This window comes from Streptomyces flavochromogenes (assembly GCF_000717595.1).
Taxonomy (GTDB): domain Bacteria; phylum Actinomycetota; class Actinomycetes; order Streptomycetales; family Streptomycetaceae; genus Streptomyces; species Streptomyces flavochromogenes.
In genome coordinates, this window is the sequence record NZ_JNZO01000011.1 from 108,018 (window position 1) to 133,898 (window position 25,881).

The window sequence follows — 25,881 nt, forward strand, 5'->3', positions numbered from 1 at the left end:
ACGTGACCAGAGCGGCGGAAGTGACCTGAGCGGCGAGGCTCGCGAGAGCGACGGCATTCGGGCGCTCGTCGAGCGGCTCGGGATTCCCGGGCTCGTCGACGTGCATACCCACTTCATGCCGCAGAACGTCCTCGACAAGGTCTGGGCCTACTTCGACGCCGTCGGTCCGCTGACCGGCATGGAGTGGCCCATCACCTACCGCGAGGAGGAGGAGCGCCGTCTCGCCCTTCTGCGGGGCTTCGGGGCGGTCGCGTTCACCGCGATGCTCTATCCGCACAAGCCCGGCATGGCCGCCTGGCTCAACTCCTGGGCCGCCGACTTCGCCTCCCGCACCCCCGACTGTCTGCACACCGCGACCTTCTTCCCCGAGCCGGGCGTCGAGACGTACGTCCGTGAGGCGCTCGACGCGGGGGCCCGGGTCTTCAAGGTGCACCTCCAGGTCGGCGGCTTCGATCCGACGGACCCGCGGCTGGACGGGGCGTGGGGAGCACTCGCCGACTCCGGTACCCCCGTGGTGGTGCACTGTGGCTCCGGTCCCACCCCGGGCAGGTTCACCGGACCCGAGCCCATGGGGCGGCTGCTCGCCCGCCACCCCGGGCTTCGTGTGATCGTCGCCCATATGGGGATGCCCGAGTACGGCGACTTCCTCGATCTCGTCCAGCGGTACGAGGGCGTCCACCTCGATACCACCATGGCCTTCACCGACTTCAGCGAGCGGCTCGCGCCCTTCCCCCGGGCGGAGCTCAAGCGGCTCGTGGACGTCGGCGACCGGATCCTCCTCGGCTCGGACTTCCCGAACATCCCGTATCCGTACGCCCACCAGCTCCACGCCCTCGAACGCCTCGGGCTCGGGGACGACTGGCTCCGGGGGGTCCTGTACGAGAACGGCGCCGCGTTGTTTCACGTGAAACGCTGAGGGCCTCGCCGGCCCTTTCTCAGGGAATTCACAGGAAAGGGCAAGGGGCCTCTCAGCGGCGGCCGACAGCGTGGGTTCCATGACCGTCACCACACGCCGTACCGGCACCCGCGCCGACATGCTCCGTGCCGACGGCACCGCCGTCCGTGTTCTCGTCGTCGACGACGAGGCCTCGCTCGCCGAACTGCTCTCCATGGCCCTGCGCTACGAGGGCTGGCAGGTGCGCAGTGCCGGGGACGGGGCAGCAGCCCTGCGTTCCGCGCGTGAGTTCCGGCCCGACGCCGTCATCCTCGACATCATGCTTCCCGACGTCGACGGGCTGAGCCTGCTCGGCCGGATCCGGCGCGAACTGCCCGACGTACCGGTGCTGTTCCTGACGGCGAAGGACGCCGTCGAGGACCGGATCGCCGGACTCACGGCCGGCGGAGACGACTACGTCACCAAGCCGTTCAGCCTGGAGGAGGTCGTGGCCCGGCTGCGCGGGCTCATCCGCAGGTCGGGGGCGGCTCTCTCGCGCAGCGAGTCGCTGCTCGCCGTCGGAGACCTCACCCTCGACGAGGACAGCCACGAGGTCACCCGGGGCGGGGTCTCCATCCACCTCACGGCGACCGAGTTCGAGCTGCTGCGCTATCTGATGCGCAATCCGCGGCGGGTGCTCAGCAAGGCGCAGATCCTCGACCGGGTCTGGTCGTACGACTTCGGCGGCCAGGCCAATGTCGTCGAGCTCTACATCTCGTACCTGCGGCGGAAGATCGACGCGGGGCGCACCCCGATGATCCACACCCGGCGCGGGGCCGGCTATCTCATCAAGCCGGGGGAGTAGAGGCTCGTGCTCCGAGGTGCAGGGCAGCGGCCACGGCCTCCGCGGACACGGGGGCCGTGGTCGCTGCGGACCCGTCTCGTCGTCTCGGCGGTCGCGCTGATCGCGGTCGTCGCGGCCGTCATCGGCACGGTCACGACGATCGCGTTCCGCTCGTATCTGTACGACCAGGCGGACAAGGAGGTCCGGGCCGTCTCCAACCGGGCAGCCGGCCCGCCGCCCGGGATGGCCGTCGGGCCCCTGCCGGATCGGGGCGGGAAGGACCCGCTCGGGTTCGTCGTGGGGCCCAGCATTCCGACCGGCACCCTGGGCGCGGAACTCACGGACGGCGTGGTGACCGCGGCCGGGTACTCGGCGGAGGCCGAGGACGGCGGGGGGTACGGGCGGGACTTCCGGATCAAGACGCTCGACGAGGCCCAGCGGGCCGCCCTGACGGCCGTCCCGCGCGACGGTGATCCGCACACCGTCGAACTGCCCGGCGGCCTCGGCTCGTACCGGGTCGAGTACGCCTCCGGGAGCAACGGCACCTTCCTCACCGGCATCCCGCTGGCCTCCGTCGACAAGGCCCTCTCCACCCTGATCCTCGTCGAGCTGAGCGTCACCGGCGCCGGGCTCTTCGCCGCCTCGCTCGCCGGCACCGTGCTCGTCCGAGTCGCCCTGCGGCCGCTGCGCCGGGTCGCCGCGACCGCCGGCCAGGTCGCCCAGCTCCCCCTGCACAGCGGAGAGGTGGCGCTCCACCAGCGGGTCCCCGACGCGGAGGCCGATCCGCGGACCGAGGTCGGCCAGGTCGGCGCCGCCCTCAACCGGATGCTCGACCACGTCCACTCGGCGCTCGACGCCCGCCAGCAGAGCGAGACCCGCGTCCGGCAGTTCGTCGCCGACGCCAGCCACGAACTCCGCACCCCGCTCGCCTCGATCCGGGGATACGCGGAGCTGACCCGGCGCGGGGGCGAGGAGTGCGGGCCCGACACCCGGCACGCCCTCGGCCGCATCGAGTCCGAGGCGACGCGTATGACGGGCCTCGTGGAGGACCTGCTGCTGCTCGCCCGGCTCGACGCCGGACGCCCCCTCTCGTACGAGCCCACCGACCTCGTCCCGCTGGTCGTGGACGCCGTGAGCGACGCCCGCGCCGCCGGGCCCGACCACCACTGGTGCCTCGAACTGCCCGAGGACGGCGGCAGTCCCGTACGGGCGGACGGCGCCCGGCTCCAGCAGGTCCTCGTCAACCTCCTCGCCAACGCCCGCACGCACACCCCGCCCGGGACCAAGGTCACCGCGCGGGTCCTGACCGAACCCGGCGCGGTGGTCGTCCGGATCGAGGACGACGGGCCCGGCATCCCGGCCGCGCTCCTGCCCGCCGTCTTCGAGCGGTTCGCGCGCGGCGACGCCTCCCGCTCCCGCAACGCCGGATCCACCGGCCTCGGGCTCGCCATCGTCAGGGCCGTCGTGGGTGCGCACGGAGGCGACGTGGGCGTCGAGAGCGTCCCGGGCCGGACCGTCTTCACCGTCCGGCTGCCCGCCGCTTCCCGGGCGGAAGCCCACTCACAGGCAGGCCACAGGCTCATCACACAGCCGTGACAGCGGCCCCGGCGAATGTCGGTGGCATGCGAACCCCAACGATCGCGGGGCCCACGTCCGGGGCCCTCCCCGCCCGGGAACACCTGCCGGTGAACATCGCGGGACGCCCCGTCCTGGACGTGGTGATTCCCGTCTACAACGAGGAGAAGGACCTGGAGCCGTGCGTCCGCCGGCTCCACGAACACCTCCTCCGGACCTTCCCGTACGGCTTCCGCATCACCGTCGCCGACAACGCCTCCACCGACACCACCCCCGAGGTCGCCGCCGGTCTCGCCTCCGAGGTGCCCGAGGTGCGCTCGGTACGGCTGGAGCAGAAGGGGCGCGGCCGGGCGCTGCGGACGGTGTGGTCGGGCTCGGACGCGCCCGTCCTCGCCTATATGGACGTGGACCTGTCCACCGATCTGAACGCCCTGCTCCCGCTGGTCGCGCCGCTCATCTCCGGCCACTCCGACCTGGCGATCGGCTCCCGTCTCGCACGCTCCTCGCGTGTGGTGCGCGGCCCGAAGCGGGAGTTCATCTCACGCGCGTACAACCTGATCCTGCGCGGCTCGCTCGCCGCCCGGTTCTCCGACGCGCAGTGCGGGTTCAAGGCGATCCGGCGCGATGTCGCCCAGCGGCTGCTCCCGATGGTGGAGGACACCGGCTGGTTCTTCGACACCGAGCTGCTGGTCCTCGCCGAGCGGGCCGGGCTGCGCATCCACGAGGTGCCCGTCGACTGGGTCGACGACCCCGACTCGACCGTGCACATCGTGAGCACGGCCACCGACGACCTGAAGGGCGTCTGGCGGGTGGGCCGCGCCCTCGCGACGGGTTCGCTGCCGCTCGACCGGCTGGCCAGGCCCTTCGGGGACGACCCCCGGGACCGTGAACTCACCGGTGTGCCGGGCGGACTCGCCCGGCAGCTGGTCGGCTTCTGCGTGGTCGGGGTCCTGTCGACGCTCTTCTACATCGCCCTGTACTCGCTCTTCCGGCTCGGCGTGGGCCCGCAGATCGCCAACGCCGCCGCGCTCCTCGTCTCCGCCGTCGCCAACACGGCGGCCAACCGGCGGCTGACCTTCGGGGTACGGGGCCGTGACCGGGCCGTCCGCCATCAGGCGCAGGGGCTCGTGGTCTTCGCCATCGGCCTGGCCCTGACCAGCGGTTCGCTCGCCGCCCTCGGCGCGGCGACCGGCGATCCGGCGCACTCCACCGAACTCGCCGTCCTGGTCGTCGCCAATCTCGCCGCGACCGTCCTGCGCTTCCTCCTCTTCCGGCTCTGGGTCTTCCCCGAGCGGCCCACCTCAAGGAACGACCGATGACTTCGACCTTCCCGGAGATCTCCCCGGCCGCGTCGGCCGGCGCGGCGCATGCCGCACCGGCCCGCGGTGGCCCGCTCACCCGGCTGTGGCACGGACGCGCAGAGGACGCCCGCTGGGTCCGGCCCGCGTTCCTCGGCCTGCTCGCCGTCACCGCCGCGCTCTACCTGTGGAACCTGAGCGCCTCCGGCTACGCCAACTCCTTCTACTCCGCCGCGGTGCAGGCGGGCGGCGAGAGCTGGAAGGCCTTCTTCTTCGGTTCCCTCGACGCGGCCAACGCCATCACCGTCGACAAGCCGCCGGCCGCCCTCTGGCCGATGGCACTCTCCGTCCGCCTCTTCGGCCTCGGCTCCTGGCAGATCCTCGTGCCCGAGGTCCTCATGGGCGTGGCGACCGTCGCGGTGCTCTACGCGGCCGTACGACGCCGGTTCGGCGCGGGTGCCGGCCTGATCGCGGGTGTCGTCCTGGCGCTCACGCCCGTGGCGGCGCTGATGTTCCGCTTCAACAACCCGGACGCGCTGCTCGCCCTGCTCATGACGGTGGCCGTGTACTGCGTGCTGCGCGCCCTCGAACAGGACCGGGGTGCGGCGAAGTGGCTCGTGTGGGCCGGGGTGGCCTTCGGGTTCGCGTTCCTGGCGAAGACCCTCCAGGCCTTCCTGATCCTGCCGCCGCTGGCGCTCGTCTACGGCGTGTGCGCGCCGGGCGGTATCGGGCGCCGGATCGGTCGTCTCGCCCTCGCGGGGCTCGCGATGCTGGTGTCGGCGGGCTGGTGGGTGGCCCTGGTCGAGCTGTGGCCGGCCTCCTCCCGCCCGTACGTCGGAGGCTCGCAGAACAACAGCTTCCTGGAGCTGACCTTCGGCTACAACGGCCTCGGCCGCATCAACGGCAACGAGACCGGCAGCGTCGGCGGAGGCGGCGGTGGCATGGGAGGCGGCCGCTGGGGTGAGACCGGCGTCCTCCGGATGTTCAACGACTCCGTCGGCGGCCAGATCTCCTGGCTTCTGCCGGCCGCGCTGATCCTGCTCGTCGCGGGGCTGGTCGTCACCTGGCGGGCGCCCAGGACGGACACGGCACGCGCGGCGTTCCTGGTGTGGGGCGGGTCGCTGCTGATCACGCTGGCCGTGTTCAGCTTCATGGCCGGCATCTTCCACGAGTACTACACGGTGGCCCTGGCCCCGTACCTCGCGGCGCTCGTCGGCATGGGCGCGGCCGTGCTCTGGGAGGAGCGCACCCGGCTGCTCGCCTCGGCGGCCCTCGCGGTGACGGTGGCGGTGACCGCCTGGTGGGGCTGGACCCTGCTCGGACGGACGCCGGACTGGCTGCCGTGGCTGCGCTGGACGGTCCTGGTCGCGGGCGCGGTGGCCGCGCTGGGGCTGCTGTGCGTGGGCCGGGCGGACCGGCGCCTCGGCCTCGGGGTCGCGGGCCTCGGCCTGGCGGCGGGACTCGCGGGTCCGCTCGCGTACACCCTGGCGACGGTGGACGCCGGACACCAGGGCTCGATCGTCACGGCGGGCCCGGCGGGCGGCGCGATGGGCGGCCGGGGCCCCGGCGGCGGTGGCGGCATGCGGTTGTTCGAGGGCGGGGGCTTCCCCGGCGGTGGCCAGGGCGGTCGGATGCCGGGAGGTGCCGACGGTGGCCAGGGTGGTCAGCTGCCCGGAGGTCCCGGTGGTGGCCAGGGCGGTCAGGCCGGCCAGGGCGGCGGTCCGATGCCCAACGGCCAGGGACAGCCCCAGGGCCAGATGCCCGGCGGCACCCCGCTCCAGGGCATGACCCGCGGCGGGGGCCCGGGAGGCGGTGGCGGCGGCATGGGCGGTCTGCTCAACGGCGCCGGCGTCGGTACGGAGGCGAAGGACGCGCTCCTCAAGGACGCCGACTCCTACACGTGGGTCGCCGCCGCGGTCGGTGCCCAGAACGCGGCCAGCTACCAGCTCGCCACCGAGAAGCCGGTCATGGCGATCGGCGGCTTCAACGGCAGCGACCCGTCCCCCACGCTCGCGCAGTTCCAGCAGTACGTCGCCGACGGGAAGATCCACTACTTCATCGGAAGCGGCGAGAGCGGGGGCACCGGCGAGGACGGCGGGGGCCGCATGGGCGGCGGCGGCGGACCCGGTGGCGACTCGGAGATCTCCACCTGGGTCGCGGAGACCTTCGAGAAGCTCACGGTCGGCAACGCCACCTTCTACGACCTGACCGCCAGGAAGTGAATAAGCGCTATACAGCGTAGAAGAGTCCTTGTACGGTGTACGAGACCTAGTCCCGTACACCGTACAAGGAGCCCTGCCCATGACGGCGACGACCGCCGCGACCGAACCGACCGCCACCGGCGGTCACCCTCAGCGCTGGCTGATCCTCGGCGTCATCTGCCTCGCCCAGCTCACCGTGCTGCTCGACAACACCGTGCTCAGCGTCGCCATCCCGTCGCTGACCTCCGAACTCCACGCGACGACCACCGACATCCAGTGGATGATCAACGCGTACTCGCTCGTCCAGTCCGGCCTGCTGCTCAGCGCGGGCAACGCCGCCGACCGCTACGGACGCAAGAAGCTGCTCGCGATCGGACTCGCGCTCTTCGGCATCGGCTCTCTCGCCGCCGGACTCGCCGACTCGACCACGCAGCTGATCGCCGCCCGCGCGGGCATGGGCGTCGGCGGCGCGCTGCTCATGACCACCACCCTCGCCGTCGTCATGCAGATCTTCGACGACTCGGAGCGGGTGAAGGCCATCGCGCTCTGGTCCACCGTCGCCTCCCTCGGCTTCGCCGGCGGACCGCTGATCGGCGGCGTGATCCTCAACCACTTCTGGTGGGGAATGATCTTCCTGATCAACATCCCGGTCGCGGTCGTGGCCCTGGTCGCCGTCCTGAAGCTCGTCCCGGAGTCCAAGAACCCGCAGGGTGAGCGTCCCGACCTGCTCGGCGCGCTGCTCTCCACCATCGGCATGACCGCCGTCGTGTACGCGATCATCAGCGGCCCCGAGCACGGCTGGGTCTCCGCCCAGGTGCTGGTCCCGGCCGCGATCGGGCTGCTCGGTCTCGGCGCGTTCGCGCTGTGGGAGCTGCACACCCCGTACCCGATGCTCGACATGCACTTCTTCCGGAACCAGAAGTTCATCGGCGCCATCGGCGGCTCGATCCTGGTCGTCTTCGGCATGGGCGGCTCGCTCTTCCTGCTCACCCAGCACCTGCAGTTCGTGCTCGGCTACGAGCCGCTGGAGGCCGGTCTGCGGATGGCGCCGCTCGCGCTGACGATCGTCGGTCTCAACCTGACCGGCATCGGCCCGAAGATCGTCATGAAGCTGGGCACCCCGCCCACCGTCGTCCTCGGCATGAGCCTGGTCGCCGGTGGTCTGACCTCGATCTCGCTGCTCGGCGGCGGCACCGACGGAAGCTACGCGGGCATGCTGCTCGGCCTCGTCCTGATGGGCGGAGGCATCGCCGTCTCCTCGCCGGCCATGGCCAACGCGATCATGAGCTCGATCCCGCCGGAGAAGGCGGGCGTGGGCGCCGGGATCAACGGCACCCTCGCCGAGTTCGGCAACGGCCTCGGTGTCGCCGTCCTCGGCGCCGTGCTCAACGCCCGCTTCGCCGCGCTCGTCGCCGTCACCGCGACCTCCCTCCCGGCCGCCCTGGCGGCCGCCGGCGGCGAGGCCGAGCGGCGGGAGATCTCGGACGCCTTCGCCTCCGGCCTCCAGACCAGCCAGCTGGTCGGCGCGATCGCCGTCTTCGCCGGCGGTCTGGTGGCGGCGGCCCTGCTCCGGCGGGCCGAGCGGACGGAGAAGAGGCTGACACCCGAGCAGTCGATCGCTGCCTAGCATGGTCACGGAGAACTGACAGACGGAGGAACGCGATGGTCAAGGCAGCCGACCGGGCCAAGAACCCGGCGCGTTCCAGCGTCTGGCTGGAGACCCGGACGTCACGGAGCGGCGGCGGTCCGGCCGGTCTCGACCGGGACCGGATCGTCGCCGCCGCGATCCGGATGCTCGACGAGGAAGGCCTGGCCAAGCTGTCGATGCGCAAGCTGGCGGCCGAGCTGAACGTCACCGCGATGTCCCTGTACTGGTACGTGGACACCAAGGACGACATCATCGAGTACGCCGTCGACACGGTGTACGGCGAGATCGACCTCGCCGCGGTCGACGCCGCGGGGGACTGGCGGGACCGGATGCGGGTGCTTGCCCTGGACTACCGCCGGATGCTGGTCCGGCACCCCTGGATGTCGCCCTGCGCCGGGTACTACCTGAACATCGGACCGCACGCGATCGCCGTGGGCGGCAAGATCCAGGAGACCATCAGGGACACCGGGCTGCCGATGGACCGCCAGCCGAGCGCCATGTCGGCGGTCTTCCAGTTCGTCTACGGCTACGGGACGATCCAGTCGCAGTTCGAGAGCCGGGCGGCCCAGGCCGGAATGTCGCAGAACGAGTTCTACGGCGAGTCGATCAAGGCCTTCCGGGACGATCCGCAGTTCATGGAGGCGCTCGAACCGATGACGGACCTCCTCGACGAGCGGGCCTCGCACGGCAGCGTCACCGAGATCTGGGACCGCGACTTCGACTACGCCCTCGACGTCCTGGTCGCCGGCATCGAGGTGATGGTGGCCCGGGAATCGGCCGCCGGGACCGGCACCTGAAGGAGCGACGGACACCACGGACACGACGGAGCGGCGGGCCGTCCCCTGCCCGCCGCTCCGTACTCGACCCGGCCGCGCCTCCGCTCGAAGCGCGGCCGGGAGTCTTTCTAGGCCTCCGCGGCCACCGGCTTCTCGTCGCCCTTCACCGAGCTGCTCTTCAGGGCGACTTCCTTGATGAAGAGCGTCACCACGAAGGCCAGCAGCGCGAACGGCGCCGAGTAGAGGAAGACGTCGCCGACGCCGTGCCCGTAGGCGCTCTCCATGACCGTGCGGATCGGGGCCGGCAGCTTGTCCATGTCGGGGATCCCGCCGCCCGAGCCGCCCTGGCCCAGGGCCGCCGCGGCCTTCGGGCCGAGCTCGGTCAGGCCCTCCTTGACGTAGTCCGTGACCCGGTGGGCCATGACCGCGCCGAGCGCCGAGACACCGATCGCACCGCCCAGGGAGCGGAAGAAGGTGACGACGGAGGAAGCGGCGCCGAGGTCGGCGGGGGCCACCTGGTTCTGCGTGCAGAGCACCAGGTTCTGCATCATCATGCCGAGGCCGAGGCCGAGGACCGCCATGAACAGCGCGATGTGCCAGTACTCCGTGTCGTAGCGGATCGTGCCGAGCAGGCCGAGACCGCCCGCGGCGAGGGCGCCGCCGCTGACCAGCCACGCCTTCCACCGGCCGGTCTTGGTGATGATCAGACCCGAGACGGTGGAGGAGACGAACAGGCCCGCGATCATCGGGATGGTGAGGACGCCGGACATCGTCGGCGACTCGTTCCGCGCCAGCTGGAAGTACTGGCTGAAGAAGACCGTGCCGGCGAACATCGCGACACCCACGAAGAGCGAGGCGAGCGAGGCGAGGGTGATCGTGCGGTTGCGGAAGAGGCGGAGCGGGATGATCGGCTCGCTCGCCTTCGACTCGACGAGCAGGAAGATCCCGCCGAGCGCGATCGCGCCGAGCACCATCACGGCCGTCTGCCACGACATCCAGTCGTACTTGTCGCCCGCGAAGGTGACCCAGATGAGCAGCAGGGAGACCGCGGCGCTGATGAAGAACGCGCCGGCCCAGTCGACCTTGACCTTGCGCTTCACGACGGGGAGCTTGAGGGTCTTCTGCAGGACGATCAGCGCGATGATCGCGAAGGGCACGCCCACGTAGAAGCACCAGCGCCAGCCGAGCCAGTCGGTGTCGGTGATGACACCGCCGAGCAGCGGGCCGCCGACGGTGGCGACGGCGAAGGTCGCGCCGAGGTAGCCGCTGTACCGGCCGCGCTCACGCGGGGCGATCATCGCGGCCAGGATGATCTGCGAGAGGGCGGTCAGACCGCCGACGCCGATGCCCTGCACGACACGGCAGGCGATGAGCATGCCGGTGCTCTGCGAGAGGCCGGCGACGACCGAGCCCGCCACATAGATGACCAGGGCTATCTGGACGAGCAGCTTCTTGGAGAAGAGGTCGGCGAGCTTGCCCCAGAGCGGGGTGGTCGCGGTCATCGAAAGGAGTGCGGCGGTGACCACCCAGGTGTAGGCGGACTGGCCGCCCCCGAGGTCGGTGATGATCTGGGGGAGGGCGTTGGAGACGATCGTCGAGGACAGGATGGCGACGAACATGCCGAGCAGCAGCCCGGACAGCGCCTCCATGATCTGCTTGTGCGTCATCGGGGCGCCGCCGGAGGCGGTGTCCCCCTGCTTGGCGCTCCCGCCGCTCACACCGGTCTCTGGTGTGGTGGTCGTAGCCATCAAGTTCCTTCGTTCTCAAGCGTGGTGGGCCCGGCAGTCCCCGAAGGAATCGCGGAGGCGGGCGAGCAGGGTGGTGAGCAGTTCGACGTCGTCGTCGGACCACTCCGCGAGGGTGCGGGCGAGCATGTCGGTCAGCCGTCGGTCGAGGACGGCGAGCATGTCTTCGCCCGCCCGGGTCAGGTGCAGGATCCGGGAACGCCGGTCCGCCGGGTCGGGCAGGCGCTCGACCCAGCCGCGGTCCACGGTGTGGGCCACGTGACGGCTGCTGACCGACATGTCGACGGCCATCAGTTCGGCCACCCGGCCCATTCGCATGTCGCCGTGGTGGTTGAGCAGGGCGAGGACGATGGCGGATCCGCTGGGGCACTCGGCGGGCAGAACCCTCCCGAGGCCGCGCTTCACCGCTCCGATGGCGCTCACCTGGCGGGCGAGGTTCTCGTAGCGATTGCCCCGGTCCATCGAGCTGTCCATCGAGTCGTCCATCGGGCACTCCCCAGATGTTGTTGCTTAGGGCAACCATAGAGATCGATGGTTGCTCCAGGCAAACTAAATCGGTCAAACGGCGCTAAAGAATAGGCAAAGGTGGAGCGGAGGTGTGGGTCGCGGACGGTTCCACAGAGGTGGGGGTACGGGGCTTGGGCCCCTCAGCCGTACTTCGCTAGGGTCCTGACCCATGGCACACAACCCCCAAGCACCGTACGGCCAGGGCCAGCCCCCGCAGGGCCCCGAGGGTTACGACCCCGCCGGCAACACGCAGATGTTCCGCGCCTTCGTCGACGAGGGCGCCCCGCAGCAGCGGCAGCCGCAGGTCGCGGCCGCGTCGGGCGGCCCCAAGGTCGGCCTGATCGTCGGCGTGGTCGCGGTGATCGTCGTCCTGGCGGCCGTCGCCTGGCTGGCCCTGGGCTGACCGACCTCTCCTTCACCGAGCCCCCGGGTGGGCCGGATCCGCGTCACGCGGACCCGGCCCACCTTTCTTTTCGTGCGCTCGGGGCCCGTGCTTCGGCGCGGGCGCTCAGGGGGTGACGGAGTCCAGGGCGGGCGCGAGCACCGCGAAGGCCTCTCCGATCAGGGCGCCCGGGTCCGCGGAACCGCCCGCCTCCTCGCCCTCGCTCCACCGGTGCAGTACGGCGTCGAAGGCGGCGAGCGCCATGCCCGCGGCCAGCCGGGGGTAGAGGTCGGCCCGGGCGTCGCGGCCCAGGCGGGCCGCCAGCTCCTGCGTCAGGTCCTCCCGCCATCGCGCCTGGTGCTCCAGGAAGCGGGCGAGCAGGGCGGGGGTGCGCAGGATCAGCCGGACCACGGGCAGGGCCCGGTCGGCGTGGTCGCCGCAGATCGTCAGGGGTACGGAGACGGCGTGCAGGAGCGCCTCGGAGGGGCGTTCCCCGGCGGGCCGGGCGGCGAGGTCCGTGCGCATGTCGGCGCCCATGCCGGCCAGGAACTGGACGACCACGTCCTCCTTGGACGCGAAGTACCGGAAGAAGGTCCGCTTGGAGACCCCGGCGGTGGTCGCGATCTCGTCGACGGTGACCGCGTCGAAGCCCCTGAGGGCGAGCAGCTGGAGGGCCGCCTCGGTGAGCTCGGTCGCGACGAGCTGACGCTTGCGCTGGGCGAGGCTGACGGGGGCGGGGCCGGGGCCGGGGGTTCGGACGGGACCCGGGTCGGGGGCTTGGCCGAGGTCGGGACCTGCTTCGGGGCGGGTGCTCACGGTCGAATCGTACCGTGGTGCCTTTGATGGCGCGGAGACGCTTCTATGTCACTCAATTCCATGCTTGACACTCAGTGACACAAGCGGCAGCGTGTGCCGTATGACCAAGAAGCAGCGCTGGACCGCCGACCGGATCCCGGACCAGACCGGGCGGCTCTTCGTCGTCACCGGGGCCAACAGCGGCCTCGGCCTCGCCACCACCCGGGAGCTCGCCCGCCGGGGCGGCCGCGTGATCCTCGCCGTACGGGACGAGGAGAAGGGCCGCCGGGCCGTCGACGAGCTCGTCGCGGCCGGGATCGCGCCGGGCCTGCTCGCCGTACGCCCGCTCGACCTCGCCGACCTCGACTCGGCGCGCACCTTCGCCGGCCGGCTGCGCGAGGAGCACCCGCGCCTGGACGTCCTCGTCAACAACGCGGGGGTGATGGCGCCGCCCCGCACCCTGAGCCCCCAGGGCCACGAGGTCCAGTTCGCCGTCAACCACCTCGGCCACTTCGCGCTCACCGGACTGCTGCTCGGCATGCTCGCCGCCGGGCGGGACCCCCGGGTGGTCACCGTCAGCTCGATCAACCACCGCCAGGGCAGCCTCCGCCTCGACGACCTCACCGGTGAGCGCGGCTACGCGCCCATGACCTTCTACAACCAGTCGAAGTTCGCCAACGCCGTCTTCGGGCAGGAACTGCACCGGCGCCTGAGTGCGTCCGGCAGCCCGGTCCGGAGCGTCCTCGCCCACCCCGGCTACACGGCGACCCGGCTCCAGACCCGGGACGCGTCCGGCCTCGTCAAGCTGGCCTTCGGCCGGATCGGCAACCCGCTGCTCGCCCAGCGCCCCGAGCGGGGAGCGCTGCCGCAGCTGTACGCGGCGACCGAGCCCGGCCTGGGGGGAGGGGAGTTCATCGGACCCGACGGCGTGGGTGAGCTGCGCGGAGCGCCCACCCGTGTGCACCTCTCCACCGCGGCGGCCGACCCCGGGACGGGGCGCGCGCTGTGGGAACTCTCGGAGCGCCTGACCGGGGTGAGCTTCCCGGTCACTGCCAGGTAGCGGAGACCTTCCGGGTGTCGATCCGCATCCCGAGCGGCACCCGCCAGGAGTCCACGCACACGGTGTACGTCTCCGTCCGCGCCGCCCCCGCGGCGATCGGCGCCGGCAAGGGCCCCGTGGACGTGAGCGTCGCCCAGTCGACGCCGAGGGCCCCGATGACGTGGGTGGCGAAGGTGACCGTGCCCGAACGGGCGGCCGTTCCCCCGCTGTTCCGGAAGGTGACCGTCACCTTCTCGCACCAGCGCCGGTCGCCGTCGGCGAGGACGGGCGCGGAGACGGTGAGCACGGCGGGCCCGGGGGCGGGCGTCGGCGTGGGCGCCGGGGTCGAGGGGGGTGCCGGGGCGGTGGTGCCCGGCGCGGGCTTGGCGGGCGGCGCGGAGGGCGTACGGGGAGGGGCGCCGGTGCCGGGGTGCGATCCCGTACCGCCGGAGCCGGAGCCGGAGCCGGAGCCGGAGCCCGTACCGGAGCCCGAGCCGCTGCCCGGTGTGGTCGTCGGGGCCGTGCCGGAGCCCGTACCCGACCCCGTACTCGATCCGGTGCCGGAGGATCCGGATGTGCCCGGGGGCGTCGTGGTGCCGTCCACCGGCGGTGGAGGGGCCGCGCCGCCCGCGTCCGTGCCCGGTTCCGGTGACGGGGAGAACGTGCTGGACGTGTCCCCGCTCGTCGTGGGGCCGTCCAGGGGTACCAGGGTGACCGCTCCCGAGGGGGTGCCCGCCGCTCCCGGGGAGGGGCCGGCGCCCACCGCCGCGTACCCCTCGCCGTCTCCTCCGCCGCCACAGGCGGTCAGCGCCCCGCCGAGGCAGAGCGCCACCGCCACGAGTCCGGGCTTCCTTCGCCTCATGACCGCCAGTCTGTCTGACGATCCGTCAACAAGGGAGCCCTTCGCGGAACTCAGTCGGCGATGAGGCCCTCGCGCAGCTGGGCGAGGGTGCGGGTCAGCAGCCGGGAGACGTGCATCTGGGAGATGCCGACCTCCTCGCCGATCTGCGACTGGGTCATGTTGGCGAAGAAGCGCAGCATGATGATCTGCCGCTCCCTGGGCGGGAGTTTGGCGAGCAGCGGCTTGAGCGACTCGCGGTACTCGACGCCTTCGAGCGCCGTGTCCTCGTAGCCGAGGCGGTCGGCGAGGGAGCCCTCGCCGCCGTCGTCCTCGGGCGAGGGGGAGTCGAGCGAGGAGGCGGTGTACGCGTTGCCCACGGCCAGGCCGTCGACGACGTCCTCCTCCGACACCCCCAGCACAGCGGCGAGTTCGGGCACGGTGGGAGAGCGGTCGAGCTTCTGCGCGAGCTCGTCGCTGGCCTTGGTGAGGGCGAGGCGCAGCTCCTGGAGCCGGCGCGGGACGCGGACCGACCAGGAGGTGTCACGGAAGAAGCGCTTGATCTCACCGACGACCGTCGGCATCGCGAACGTCGGGAACTCCACGCCCCGCTCGCAGTCGAAGCGGTCGATCGCCTTGATGAGGCCGATGGTGCCGACCTGGACGATGTCCTCCATCGGCTCGTTGCGGGAGCGGAAGCGGGCCGCCGCGTACCGCACGAGGGGGAGGTTGAGCTCGATGAGGGTGTCGCGGACGTAGGTCCGCTCCGGGCTGTCCGCGGCGGCGCCCTCGGTGTCGAGGGCGCGCAGCCTCAGGAAGAGGGAGCGCGAGAGGGTGCGGGTGTCGAGGGCTCCCGACGTGACGACCATCGGCGGAGGCGTGGCCTCCGCGCTGTCGGTCGCGGTCGGCGCCGTCGTCTGCGTGGGCACGGGAACGGGCGTGAGCGTGAGCACCTTCGAGCTGCCCAGTTCTGTGGACATGCCACCCCCTTGAGGTCGCGGACGGTCGCGGTGGCCGCGACCATCTGAGGAACGCAGCCACCACCTGAATACCGGCGGCGGGGCTGCGGCAAACTCGGTTCCAGCAGAATGTCACATGTCGGCAACACGCTGTAGTGACTTGTCGACAAGCCGAGGGTGCATATCCGCAGGAAACAAGGGGTGTACGGCATTTGGTGCGCCGCAGAACTGCTCCGAACCGGTCTACCCGATTCAGCTACGCCTCGATTCTGTTTGCGGATCTCAAACGCGCGAAGCTGCGGGCGAGGAGCCTTGACACATGCATCTGGGAGACGCCGAGTTCCTGGCTGATCTGGGACTGCGTCAGATTGCTGTAGTAACGCAGCATCAGAATCCGCTGCTCCCGCTCGGGCAGTTGGACGAGCAGGTGCCGGACGAGGTCGCGGTGCTCGACGCCGGCCAGCGCGGGGTCCTCGTAGCCGAGCCGGTCGAGCAGCCCGGGCAGCCCGTCGCCCTCCTGTGCGGCCTCCAGGGAGGTCGCGTGGTACGAGCGTCCGGCCTCGATGCAGGCGAGCACCTCGTCCTCGCCGATCCGCAGCCGCTCGGCGATCTCGGCGGTCGTGGGGGAGCGGCCGTGGGCGGTCGTGAGGTCCTCGGTGGCGCCGTTCACCTGGACCCAGAGCTCGTGCAGGCGGCGGGGCACGTGCACGGTGCGGACGTTGTCGCGGAAGTACCGCTTGATCTCGCCGACGACGGTCGGCATGGCGAACGTCGGGAACTGGACACCGCGGTCGGGGTCGAAGCGGTCGATGGCGTTGATGAGGCCGATGGTGCCGACCTGGACGACGTCCTCCATCGGCTCGTTGCGGGAGCGGAAGCGGGCCGCCGCGTACCGGACGAGCGGCAGGTTGGCCTCGATGAGGGCCCCACGCACCCGGTGGTGCTCCGGAGTGCCCGGCTCCAGGTTCTTTAGCTGCCCGAAGAGCACCTGGGTGAGGGCGCGGGTGTCGGCGCCGCGGGTGCTCTGGGGGCGGGGGCGGGGGGTCTCCGCGCCGCCTGCCTCGTGCTGGGGCGGGACCTGAGGCGCTGTACTGGCCGGCACGTTCACGCCACCCCTTTGGCTGGTCTTGCTGGTCGACTGGGTCAACTACGGTCAACTCATCCGTCAAAAGCGGTCATAGCATCACAAGACATGTCCACTGTGTGCAAGCACCGCATAGTGACGTGTTGAGGGCATAGTGACGGAAAAAGGGGAGGTCACGCATGGAATCACGCACGGAAAAGCCCCCCACCTCGACGGCGGGGGGCCTGGTGTCGGCCGAGGCCTAGAACGCGTAGTCCGCGATCACCCAGGTGGAGAACTCGCGCCACTGGGCGACACCCGCCTGGTGCGCGGGGTGGTCCAGGTAGCGCTGGAGCGCGTCGGTGTCCTCGACGGCCGAGTTGATGGCGAAGTCGTACGCGATCGGCCGGTCCGTGATGTTCCAGTCGCACTCCCAGAAGCGCAGTTCCGGGATCTGGTCGCCCAGGGCACGGAACGCCTCGACACCGGCGACGACACGCGGCTCGTCGCGGGCGACACCGTCGTTGAGCTTGAAGAGGACCAGATGGCGGATCACGAAGGGCTCCTAGTTGATGAGTTCGGTCATGAACTCGCCGACACCCTGGGCGGCGCTGGAAATGCCCTCGAACCCTACCTGTACGAGATCGGCGGCCCGGGCAGGGGACGTGATGATCGTGTACAGCACAAAGACCGAGACCGCGTAGAGCGCGACCTTCTTCGCTTGCGCCATTGCCAGCTCTCCCCTGTTCCCCCGCCGTACGACCGCGCCACTCTAACCGAGGCCTTATGGACCAAGGGCCCGGCGATCGAGGCCTTTCGCCGCCCCCCGGAAGGGTGACGGCGGAGCAGGATGGAGGGCGAGCCCGGAGGATCTGGCAGGAATCGGAAGGGCTCCTGGAACCGGCCCGCACTGCGGGGTCCGCGCCGCGAGCTTCCCCCTGACTGCGGCGCGGGCCGGTAGGACCGGTTCTCATCGGGGGGAGCGGCTTGTCCCCCCGATGCCGCTCCCCCCGTCCTGGGGGTGTCCTGTCGATCAGACCGGGCTCGGGGCCAGACTCGCCCGGCCCGGTTCCCCGAGGTACTTCTCGAAGAAGGCGTGCTCGGCCTCGCTGATCCGGCGGGGACGGCCCTTCCCGTAGTCGAACGCAGCCATGACCGTCGACGCGCTCGCGTAGACCTTCTCGCCGTCCTTGATCAGATAGTCGACGGTGACCGTCGCCGACGTGAGGCCGGAGACCCACATCTCGATGTCGACGGGCTCGTGCCGGTGCACCAGCTGGTTCAGATAGCGGATCCGGTGCTCCACGACCACCGAACCGCCGCGGAAGAAGGCGTCGCCACGGGTCGGCGCCAGGCGGAAGATGAAGTCGACCCGGGCCTCCTCCAGACAGCGCAGCAGGGAGACGTTGTTCACCACTCCGTAGGCGTCCATGTCCGACCAGCGGACCGGGCAGGGGTACGTGTGCCGTGTCATCGTCACTTCCCGGGTGTACGCGGAGGGGGCGTCGTCGCGGGGCCGGCCGCGCCGGACCGGCCGGTGGGGCCGCTCGCGCCGGTCCGGAGCAGGAACGCGGCTTCGGGGTCGTCGTACGCGAGGGGCGCGCGGAGCAGCTCCGGGGTGAGCCGGAACGCCTCGGTCAGACGTCGCGCGTGCGGCCGGAGCCGCTCGCAGAGCCCGTCCACGGCCGCGGACAGCCCTTCGACCGCTGCCCCGGTCACCAGGCCCCCGGCCAGGTACCAGCCGGCGTCCCGGCGGATCTCGACGAGTCCGTACAGCGAGGCGAGCAGTCCCAGGGCCGTCCGGTCCCGCTCGTCGGCCAGGGCGGGGACCGCCGCGGCGAGCTGCTCCAGGGCGAGGCGGACCCCGCGGGTACGGGCCATGTCGAGGGCGGTGTTCACGGCACCGTTCCAGGCGTCGAAGTACGTGCCCTCCGACGCCGCCATGTCCGCCCGCGCCTTCCGGTGCAGGGAGTCCTCACGCCGGCGCAGCAGCGCCAGCTGGACGCGGGGGTCCTCGACGTCGTCCGCCGCCTTCGCGGGCCCGGCCGCGAGAGGGCGGTCCTCCCCGGTGAGCAGCTGGCCGGCCGTCGTCGCGAGGAGCACCTGGTTGTCGCCCTCGGCGGTGACGAGCCCGTGCAGCAGCGAGCCGTACTCGGCGATCCGGTTCACCCGGAACCCGCCCTGTGCTCCGCAGCGCTCGCGGCAGATCCCGGCGACCTCGCTCATCTCCCAGGTGGAGAGCGCCTTCGTGAGGGAGATCAGATGGTTCAGCTCGTCCGACGCCGGGCCGGGGTGCGCCTCGAACTCCCGCTTCGCGTGGTTCAGGAGCAGATTCATCGCGTACACCTTCGCCAGCGCGGGGAAGAGGTCCCGCTGGTGGCTCCGGTAGTCCAGTACGGGCACGCTGCCCCGCCCGGGGCCGTTGGTCAGCCGGGTCTCCGCGTACCGCAGGGCCGTGTAGACGCTCGCCTTCCCGGCCCCGACGGCGGCGCTCGCCACGCACAGCCGGCCCGGCTGGATGCGGCTCATCGTGTGGAGGAAGCGCCGGCGCAGGTTCCCGCCGCCGGGCAGGAACGATCCGTCGGGGGAGAACCCGCCCTTCTCGCCGTACAGAAGGTTGCGGCGCGGGACGACGACCCGGTCGAACCGGGTGAGCGCGTGGTCCACTCCCTGGACGGGCTGCTCGGGAGCGGGCGTGATGTGCACCCCTTCGGCCGGCCCGGTGCCGTCGCTGATCCGCACGAGGAACGCGTGGACCCCGTGGTTCCTGCCGTCGGCCTTGAGGCGGGCCAGGACCACCGCGAGCTTCGGCAGGTCCGTGAAGCCGGTCGCGGACATGAACTTCTGCGCGCCCGCGTCCGGGGTGTCGAGGACGAACGACTCCGTCTCCGGGTCGTACACCGCCTCCGTACGCAGGGCCGCGACGTTGTTCCCGTACCCCAGCTCGGTCGCCATGTAGGGACCGAAGGAGTCGAGCCGGTCGAGCTCCTCCACGTGGTCCTCGATGTCGTCCCGGCCCGCGCCGAGGTCGAGGACCGTGCCGAGGGCGAGGTTGTGGTGCACGAGGAGCACCGAGAAGACCGCGGGGTCCAGGAGGGGCGCCCACTCCGCCAGGGCGAACAGCCGGCGCGGGCGGCGCAGCATGTCCCGGGGCCGCTCCAGATCCCGGTGCAGCACGCGCGAGCGCGTGTACGTCAGCTTCCCGGCCTCCACCGAGGTCAGACCCTCACGGGGGTCGAACGCCGGGTCGAAGAGCACCGCGCGGATGTCGCGGTGCGTCTCCTCGTACTCCCCGTCGAAGAGGAGGCCGGACAGCGTGGTGGCGCCGACGGTCCCACCCCGGGTGCCGTGCCGGGGCTCGGTCTGCGTCGCGGTCCCCATGGATTCCTCCTCCGGTCAGGCCGTGAAGACGAGCGTGGCGTTCTGGCCGCCGAACCCGAACGAGTTGCTCAGGGCCGCGCGGACGGGCCCCGTGCGGGCAGTGCCGCGTACGAGATCGACCGCGATCCGGGGGTCCGGATCGACGAGCCCCGCCGTCGGCGGGATCAGCCCGTCGCGGATCGCGAGCACGCAGTACGCCGCCTCGACGGCGCCGGCCGCACCGAGCGGGTGACCGGTCACCCCCTTGGTGGAGCTCACCGCCACCCCGTCGCCCAGCAGACGGCTGACGACCCCGGCCTCGGTCACGTCGTTGAGCGGGGTCGAGGTCCCGTGGGCGTTGACGTAGTCCACGTCGCCGGGGGTCAGGCCGGCATCGTCGAGCGCCGCCCGCATCGCCAGTTCGGCGCCGCGCCCTTCCGGGTGCGGCGACGTGACGTGGTGCGCGTCCGACGAGGCGCCGTACCCGGTCAGCCGGGCCAGCGGGCGGGCGCCGCGGGCGGCCGCGTGCTCCTCGGTCTCGAGGACCAGGACCCCGGCGCCCTCGCCCAGGACGAAACCGTCCCGTCCCGCGTCGAACGGACGGGAGGCCGTCGCCGGATCGTCCGAGCGCCGGGACAGGGCGCGCATCCGGGCGAAGGAGGAGACGTACAGCGGGGTGATCGGTGCCTCGGCGCCGCCCGCGACGACGACGTCCACGACACCCTGCCGCAGGAGCTCCCGGCCGATGCCGAGCGCGCTCGCGCCGGCCGCGCAGGCCGTACACGGGGCGAGGCAGGGGCCGTTGGCCGAGATGTCGATCGCGACCTGGCCTGCCGCCATGTTGACCAGACCCATCGGCAGGGTCAGGGGGGACACCGAAGAGGGACCCTCCTCCAGGAGGATCCGGTGCTGGGCCTCCAGGGTGGCCGTGCCGCCCGCCCCGGAGCCGATGATCACCGCCACCCGGGAGGAGTCCGCCCACCCGCCCGGAGTCAGCCCGGCCTGCTCAAGGGCCTCGCGCGCGGCGACGACGGCGAACTGGGTGAAGCGGTCCCACTGCCAGGAGCCGTGCCCCAGCTCCCGCGGGGAGAAGTCGGGCACCTGACAGGCCATCGTGACGGGAAGGCCGTCGAGCTCCGGCAGGTGGGCGGCCGTCGGCCGGCCCGCCAGCACGGTGTCCCAGTTCGCCTTCACGCCGACTCCGGCCGGGGTGACGAGCCCCGCTCCCGTGACGAGCGCCGGGAAGCCGCTCATCGGGCGACGGCGCCCTTGCTCTCCAGGAGGGCCACGATCTCGCCGACCGTCGAGAGCTCGGCCATCTCGTCGTCGTCGAGCTCGACACCGAGCTGCTTGGTCAGCGCGGTGGCCAGCTCGATCTGCGAGAGCGAGTCCAGGCCCAGGTCGTCGAACGTCGCGTCGGCGACAACGATGTCCCGGTCCATGCCGAAGCGGTTGGCCATGACCTCGGCCACGGAGTCGTGCATGCTGCTGCTCATCTCTTCTCCCTTTGTCTGTACGGTGGTTGTGTGTGCGGTGGGCGGCGGAGTCGGTGTCGTGACCGACGCGATGACCGGCGTCGTGACCGGCGTCGTGACGGGTGCGGTCGTGTGTGTTCAGCGAAGACTTTCGACGGACAGGTCCGGCCACTCCAGGACCGTCGAGCCCCAGGAAAGCCCGGCGCCGAAGGCCGACACGAGGACGCGCGCGCCGGGCCGCAGGGTGCCGTCGGCCGCGAGGTCGTTGAGCAGGAGAGGGATGGAGGCGGCGAGCGTGTTGCCCACGCGGTCGATGTTCACGGCCATCCGCTCCTCGGGCAGCCCGAGTTCCTCGGCGACGGCCCGCAGGATGCGGACGTTGGCCTGATGACCGACGAACCAGTCCACGTCGCCCACACCCCAGCCGGCCTTTCCGAGGGCGGCCGTCGCCGAGCCGGTCATGCGCTCGACGGCCTGCGTGTAGAGGGGACGGCCCAGCATCCGCAGGTACCAGTCCTCGGTGGCCACCGTGTCCTGGCCGGGCCCGCCGTCGGCGGACCGCTGCCGCGAGCCGCCCGCCGGGATCGCCAGCAGGTCGGCTCGCGCCCCGTCGCTGCCGAGGTCGAAGGGGCCGAGGGCGCCCGGTTCCGCCGCATCGCCGCGGCGCAGGACCACGGCTCCCGCTCCGTCGCCGAAGATGGGGGCGGTGGCCCGGTCGGCCGGGTTCACGAGGGTGGTGAACGCCTCGGCCCCGATGAACAGCACCGTGTCGGCCGCCCCGGTGGCGATCAGGCCCGCGGCGGTGGCGAGTCCGTAGACGAAGCCGCTGCACGCGGAGGTCAGGTCGAACGCTGCCACCGTGCCGAGCCCCAGCCGGTCGGCGACCTCGGGTGCCACCGCCGGGCAGAGCCGGTCCGGCGAGGTGGTCGCCACGACGACCGCGCCGACGGCCGGGTGTCCGGCGGACTTCAGCGCCCTGGCCCCCGCCTCGATCGCCAGGTCCCGGGTCGAGAGCCCGTCGGTGACCCGGTGCCTCTGCCTGATGCCGGTCCTGCTGCTGATCCACTCGTCGGAGGTGTCGAGGGTCGCCGAGAGGTCCTCGTTGGACACCACATTCGGCGGGAGGTATCCCCCGAGGCCCATGAGCACTGCTGCCATCGCCATACCCTCCCGGTGAATTCGGCATTGTTCACTGCGGCGTTCACCGCGGCGTTCACTCCGGCGTGCCCAATTTCCCGCCGGGCCGGTTCCGGTTCTCGTACGCGCCGGCTTCGGCACGCCTCGTGTGAAGGGAACGGATGACCCGCGGGTGCGCACGTCTTCGGTGAGGCCCGTGCGAGCGAAGCGATTCCCGCGCTTTTTCGCGTGCACACGACAAAAGTGGGTGGTGTCTACCGTTCGGACCGCCCCGCGGTTCGCCCTCGGCACACTGCCGAGTAACCGACGCCGATCACTCTGCTTCGACCCTTTGGGCGTGTCAAGCACACTCCGGGCGGCCCCTGTCGACCTTCCTGAAACCCGGCTTCCGGGAATACTCGGGGACATGACGGAGTACGACGCGCGGGAATCGGAGCAGGGCCGGAACGACGTGACGAGAGGGGCCGAGGCACTGTTTCCGGCCTCCGTGATCCTGGTCGAACGGTTCCACGACATCCCCGACGGTCGCCTCCCCGACGGCCTCTTCCCCGAGGAGCGCCGGCTCGTGGACCGGGCCGTCGACCGCCGCAGGCGGGAGTTCACCACCGCCCGGATCTGCGCGCGCGAGGCCCTGCGCCGCCTCGGCCGTCCCGCGGTGCCGGTTCCGCGCGGGCCGTCGGGCGCCCCGCTCTGGCCTGCCGGTGTCCTGGGCAGCATCACCCACTGCGAGGGCTACCGGGCGGCTGCCGTGGCAACGGCGGGGCCGGTCACGGGACTCGGCCTTGACGCTGAGCCCAACCTTCCGCTCGCCGACGCGGCGATGCTTCCGCTGATCTCCCTCCCGGCCGAGCGCCGTCATCTCGCCGAAATCACGGCGGACCCGGCCACGGCCGCGGACGGAGCGGAAGTGCACTGGGAACGCCTGCTGTTCAGTGCCAAGGAGAGCGTCTACAAGGCGTGGAACCCGATGACCGACCGCCGGCTCGGCTTCGCCGACGCCGAGATCACCTTTTCTCCGGGCGACGGAACCTTCCGCGCCCTCCCCACCGTCCGAGGTCACGGCGCGGAGCGTGGCTTCGACGGGACCTGGCAACTTCGCGCCGGGATTCTCCTGACCGCGGTGACCGTCGTGTCCGGCGCCGGAGGAGAAAGGCCGTAGAGCATGGCGCCCCGGGAGAGTCGCACGAATGCGGGCGACTTCCGGGCAACTTCGGTGTGCCTTCAGGGGTGTTCGGAACCGAAACCGGATGATTCTCCGGCGGATTCAGGACTCCGGACGATTTCCGGCCACGGCGTGAAGGTTCCGGAAGGCTTTGGCCGGACCTGTTTGCTTCCCCTTGACCTTCCTGACACGCCGCAAAGAATGGTTGAGACCAGAAGTTAGGTACTTGTCAGGGGGAAGCACCATGGACGGAGCCGCGTCGTGTCGCACGGACCTACTCGACAGAGTCGGCAGGACGGCCGAAAAGGTTCCTATCGCCTCGCTGGACATCGCGCATTCGCCGCGCCGCGCGGGACTGGATGTCGGCCACGTGAGGCTGCTGGCCGAATCGGGTACGGCGCCTCCGCCGATCATCGTCCAGCGTGACACCCTGCGCGTCATCGACGGCGTCCACCGTGTCAAGGCGGCCCGGCAGCTCGGGCACGACACGATCGAGGCGCGGTTATTCGACGGCACGGACGAGGACGCGTTCGTCCTCGCCGTCGAGCTCAACTCCTCGCACGGTCTGCCGCTGTCCCTCGGGGACCGCACAGCGGCGGCCACGCGCATCCTCATGACCCATCCGGCGTGGTCCGACCGCCGCGTAGCCCGCACCACGGGGCTGTCCCCCTCGACCGTGGGGAACCTCCGCAAGCGGGCGACCGTCCAGATCGAACACTTGGACAGCCGCACGGGGAGCGACGGGCGGGAACGGCCCGTGAACAGTGCCTCCGGCCGGCTCAAGGCCGGACGGGTCCTCACCGAGCAGCCGAATCTCTCGCTGCGCGAGGTGGCGAGGCTCGCCGGAGTCGCGCCCTCGACCGTGCGGGATGTACGGGACCGGCTGCTCGCCGGTGAGGAGGTGGTGCCGCGGCAGCGGAGCGGCATCCGGCCGGGGGAGTCCCCCACGGTCCCCGCGGCCCCCTCGTCCCCGGCGGCGGCCTCAGGAGCCTCCGGGTCCTCGCAGCCCCCAGGAGCCTCCGGGCCCTCTCAGCCCTCCGGGACCTCCCGGGCCTCGGGGTTTCCCGGCTTCCCCGGGGCTCCCAGGCCCCCCGCCGAGAGCGACCGGGCCAGGGGGCGTCCTGTCCCCGCCCGCTTCGTGTCGCGGAGTTTCGACCGGCAGGCGACGCTGGAGAGCCTGCGCAACGACCCGTCGATCAGGTTCAACGACGCCGGCCGCGAGCTGCTGCGGCTGCTCAACCTGAGCTCCGTGGAACAGGCCAGCCTGGAACGCATCGTCAATCACGTGCCGCCGCACTGGGCCGGCACCGTGGCGGAGCTGATCCGGAACAACGCCGAGGCGTGGACGGCGTTCGCCGCCGCCCTGGAACAGCGCCGTGGAGTGCGGGACGCGTCCTGACGCCACCGGCCGGGCCCACCACCGCCCGTATTTCCACCACGGAATTCCGTGTGCGGCGGTCCCGCGTTGACACCGATTACCGGCGGTTCTAAGTTTTGGTCATCGCCGCAGGGAAGCCCCGGAGAAACAGGGGAATCCGGGGGAATCGGGGAATCGGGGGAGAATGGACGGCAGGGCAGGTACGTCGCTTGAATTCATTCCGGTCCTCACCGAGAATGAAGAGAAATTGCTCGACGGAGTGCTCGCCGCCCCTTTCTCCTATGTCTCCACCGAGGGCCCGGTGTGGCGCACCGCGGCGATGCGCCGGCGGATCGTCGAGGACGATCACAGGTCGCATCTCCTGGTCCGCCGTGACGAGCGGGTCATCGGTGCGGTCAGCTGGTCCGCCGGTCAGACGCCGGGGTACCACCGACTGGTCCTGACCTCCTGCTCCGACGGGGACTGGACGCCGGGGACGGCCGACGAGGCCATCCGGGCGGCCCTGTCCGCGCTGCTGCGGGCCGCCGAGGTGAAGCGGGTCGAACTCCTCGTCGCCACCTACAACGAAGTGCTTCTCGAATATCTCACCGAGTATTCCGGATTCATTGTCGAAGGTGTGTTGAGGGACCGGTTCTTCATTGACGGCGAGTTCTGGCCCGGCATAATCTGCCGGGCAGATGTCACTGAATTCGCACAGCGCGGGGAGCGGCTTCCGGAAAGTCGGGCCGCACTCCTGACCTCGCTGCGCAAGAAGACGCTTGAAGATCTGAAGGCCGCCCACGACGGCACGTCGTGGAGTGCGTGACCCCGGATCTCGCGTCCATC

General features: G+C 71.4%; 25 protein-coding genes. 12 read left to right on the forward strand and 13 right to left on the reverse strand.

Annotated features, from left to right (window positions below; translation table 11 throughout):
- The first annotated feature begins 25 nt into the window (after positions 1-25).
- The 7 genes from IF00_RS0114535 (at position 26) to IF00_RS0114565 (ending at position 9,237) form a co-directional block, all read left to right on the forward strand.
- The gene (locus tag IF00_RS0114535; protein WP_037638263.1) at positions 26-916 is read left to right on the forward strand and encodes an amidohydrolase family protein; all 891 of its coding nucleotides are present in this window, start codon (positions 26-28) and stop codon (positions 914-916) included.
- A gap of 79 nt (positions 917-995) precedes the next feature.
- A complete protein-coding gene (locus IF00_RS0114540; protein ID WP_030318107.1) occupies positions 996-1,739 on the forward strand; it encodes a response regulator transcription factor in 744 nt (247 codons plus the stop codon).
- A gap of 6 nt (positions 1,740-1,745) precedes the next feature.
- Entirely contained in the window at positions 1,746-3,314 is a 1,569-nt protein-coding gene (locus IF00_RS0114545) for a sensor histidine kinase (protein WP_030318109.1), read from the forward strand.
- A 26-nt stretch (positions 3,315-3,340) separates the two neighbouring features.
- Positions 3,341-4,612: a bifunctional glycosyltransferase family 2/GtrA family protein gene (locus IF00_RS0114550; RefSeq protein WP_051820253.1), complete on the forward strand. Its 1,272-nt coding sequence runs from the start codon at positions 3,341-3,343 to the stop codon at positions 4,610-4,612.
- Positions 4,609-6,813 (forward strand): ArnT family glycosyltransferase, encoded by a 2,205-nt coding sequence (locus tag IF00_RS0114555; RefSeq protein ID WP_030318114.1) that lies wholly within the window; start codon positions 4,609-4,611, stop codon positions 6,811-6,813. Before IF00_RS0114550 ends, IF00_RS0114555 begins: the two co-directional genes overlap by 4 nt.
- 79 nt (positions 6,814-6,892) lie before the next feature.
- Positions 6,893-8,419 (forward strand): MFS transporter, encoded by a 1,527-nt coding sequence (locus tag IF00_RS0114560; protein WP_030318119.1) that lies wholly within the window; start codon positions 6,893-6,895, stop codon positions 8,417-8,419.
- A 35-nt stretch (positions 8,420-8,454) separates the two neighbouring features.
- Positions 8,455-9,237: a TetR/AcrR family transcriptional regulator gene (locus IF00_RS0114565; RefSeq protein WP_030318121.1), complete on the forward strand. Its 783-nt coding sequence runs from the start codon at positions 8,455-8,457 to the stop codon at positions 9,235-9,237.
- Between the two features lie 107 nt (positions 9,238-9,344).
- On the opposite strand, the gene IF00_RS0114570 is transcribed toward IF00_RS0114565, so the two are convergent.
- Positions 9,345-10,883 carry an MDR family MFS transporter gene (locus tag IF00_RS0114570; protein ID WP_466412015.1) on the reverse strand — a complete coding sequence of 513 codons (1,539 nt, stop codon included), beginning with the start codon at positions 10,881-10,883 and terminating at the stop codon, positions 9,345-9,347.
- A gap of 96 nt (positions 10,884-10,979) precedes the next feature.
- On the reverse strand, positions 10,980-11,423 hold the full coding sequence (locus IF00_RS0114575; RefSeq protein WP_030318125.1) for a MarR family winged helix-turn-helix transcriptional regulator: 444 nt from the start codon (positions 11,421-11,423) through the stop codon (positions 10,980-10,982).
- Between the two features lie 214 nt (positions 11,424-11,637).
- Between IF00_RS0114575 and IF00_RS0114580 the strand changes: the two genes are divergently transcribed.
- Positions 11,638-11,871, forward strand: a complete 234-nt coding sequence (locus IF00_RS0114580) for a hypothetical protein (protein WP_030318127.1) — start codon at positions 11,638-11,640, stop codon at positions 11,869-11,871.
- A gap of 105 nt (positions 11,872-11,976) precedes the next feature.
- On the opposite strand, the gene IF00_RS0114585 is transcribed toward IF00_RS0114580, so the two are convergent.
- Positions 11,977-12,666 carry a TetR family transcriptional regulator gene (locus tag IF00_RS0114585; protein WP_030318129.1) on the reverse strand — a complete coding sequence of 230 codons (690 nt, stop codon included), beginning with the start codon at positions 12,664-12,666 and terminating at the stop codon, positions 11,977-11,979.
- Positions 12,667-12,766: 100 nt separating this feature from the next.
- Between IF00_RS0114585 and IF00_RS0114590 the strand changes: the two genes are divergently transcribed.
- On the forward strand, positions 12,767-13,705 hold the full coding sequence (locus IF00_RS0114590) for an oxidoreductase (protein ID WP_030318130.1): 939 nt from the start codon (positions 12,767-12,769) through the stop codon (positions 13,703-13,705).
- On the opposite strand, the gene IF00_RS0114595 is transcribed toward IF00_RS0114590, so the two are convergent.
- The 10 genes from IF00_RS0114595 to IF00_RS0114640 form a co-directional block, all read right to left on the reverse strand.
- The gene (locus tag IF00_RS0114595; protein WP_245234532.1) at positions 13,692-14,546 is read right to left on the reverse strand and encodes a hypothetical protein; all 855 of its coding nucleotides are present in this window, start codon (positions 14,544-14,546) and stop codon (positions 13,692-13,694) included. The two genes, IF00_RS0114590 and IF00_RS0114595, sit on opposite strands and share 14 nt — an antisense overlap.
- Positions 14,547-14,596: 50 nt before the next feature.
- The gene (locus IF00_RS0114600) at positions 14,597-15,502 is read right to left on the reverse strand and encodes an RNA polymerase sigma factor SigF (RefSeq protein ID WP_030318134.1); all 906 of its coding nucleotides are present in this window, start codon (positions 15,500-15,502) and stop codon (positions 14,597-14,599) included.
- 235 nt (positions 15,503-15,737) lie between these two features.
- Entirely contained in the window at positions 15,738-16,583 is an 846-nt protein-coding gene (locus IF00_RS0114605; protein WP_030318136.1) for an RNA polymerase sigma factor SigF, read from the reverse strand.
- Between the two features lie 223 nt (positions 16,584-16,806).
- On the reverse strand, positions 16,807-17,100 hold the full coding sequence (locus IF00_RS0114610; protein ID WP_030318138.1) for a Dabb family protein: 294 nt from the start codon (positions 17,098-17,100) through the stop codon (positions 16,807-16,809).
- Between the two features lie 9 nt (positions 17,101-17,109).
- A complete protein-coding gene (locus IF00_RS46115) occupies positions 17,110-17,274 on the reverse strand; it encodes a hypothetical protein (RefSeq protein ID WP_167346861.1) in 165 nt (54 codons plus the stop codon).
- 303 nt (positions 17,275-17,577) lie between these two features.
- Positions 17,578-18,018, reverse strand: a complete 441-nt coding sequence (locus IF00_RS0114620; RefSeq protein WP_030318139.1) for an acyl-CoA thioesterase — start codon at positions 18,016-18,018, stop codon at positions 17,578-17,580.
- 2 nt (positions 18,019-18,020) lie between these two features.
- Positions 18,021-19,925, reverse strand: coding sequence for an acyl-CoA dehydrogenase family protein (locus tag IF00_RS0114625; RefSeq protein ID WP_063740655.1), 1,905 nt, complete (start codon positions 19,923-19,925; stop codon positions 18,021-18,023).
- A 15-nt stretch (positions 19,926-19,940) separates the two neighbouring features.
- Positions 19,941-21,158, reverse strand: a complete 1,218-nt coding sequence (locus IF00_RS0114630) for a beta-ketoacyl-[acyl-carrier-protein] synthase family protein (protein WP_030318142.1) — start codon at positions 21,156-21,158, stop codon at positions 19,941-19,943.
- Entirely contained in the window at positions 21,155-21,400 is a 246-nt protein-coding gene (locus tag IF00_RS0114635) for an acyl carrier protein (protein WP_078944685.1), read from the reverse strand. The genes IF00_RS0114630 and IF00_RS0114635 overlap by 4 nt, the downstream gene beginning before the upstream one ends.
- A gap of 117 nt (positions 21,401-21,517) precedes the next feature.
- Complete coding sequence (locus IF00_RS0114640; protein ID WP_030318146.1) at positions 21,518-22,543, reverse strand: beta-ketoacyl-ACP synthase III; 1,026 nt, start codon at positions 22,541-22,543, stop codon at positions 21,518-21,520.
- A 379-nt stretch (positions 22,544-22,922) separates the two neighbouring features.
- Between IF00_RS0114640 and IF00_RS0114645 the strand changes: the two genes are divergently transcribed.
- The 3 genes from IF00_RS0114645 to IF00_RS0114655 all read left to right on the forward strand — a co-directional run bounded on the left by IF00_RS0114645 (position 22,923) and on the right by IF00_RS0114655 (position 25,861).
- Positions 22,923-23,675, forward strand: coding sequence for a 4'-phosphopantetheinyl transferase family protein (locus IF00_RS0114645; RefSeq protein WP_078944686.1), 753 nt, complete (start codon positions 22,923-22,925; stop codon positions 23,673-23,675).
- Positions 23,676-24,048: 373 nt separating this feature from the next.
- Entirely contained in the window at positions 24,049-25,077 is a 1,029-nt protein-coding gene (locus IF00_RS47635; protein ID WP_051820255.1) for a ParB N-terminal domain-containing protein, read from the forward strand.
- Between the two features lie 163 nt (positions 25,078-25,240).
- Positions 25,241-25,861: a hypothetical protein gene (locus IF00_RS0114655; protein WP_030318150.1), complete on the forward strand. Its 621-nt coding sequence runs from the start codon at positions 25,241-25,243 to the stop codon at positions 25,859-25,861.
- The last annotated feature ends 20 nt before the right edge of the window (positions 25,862-25,881 follow it).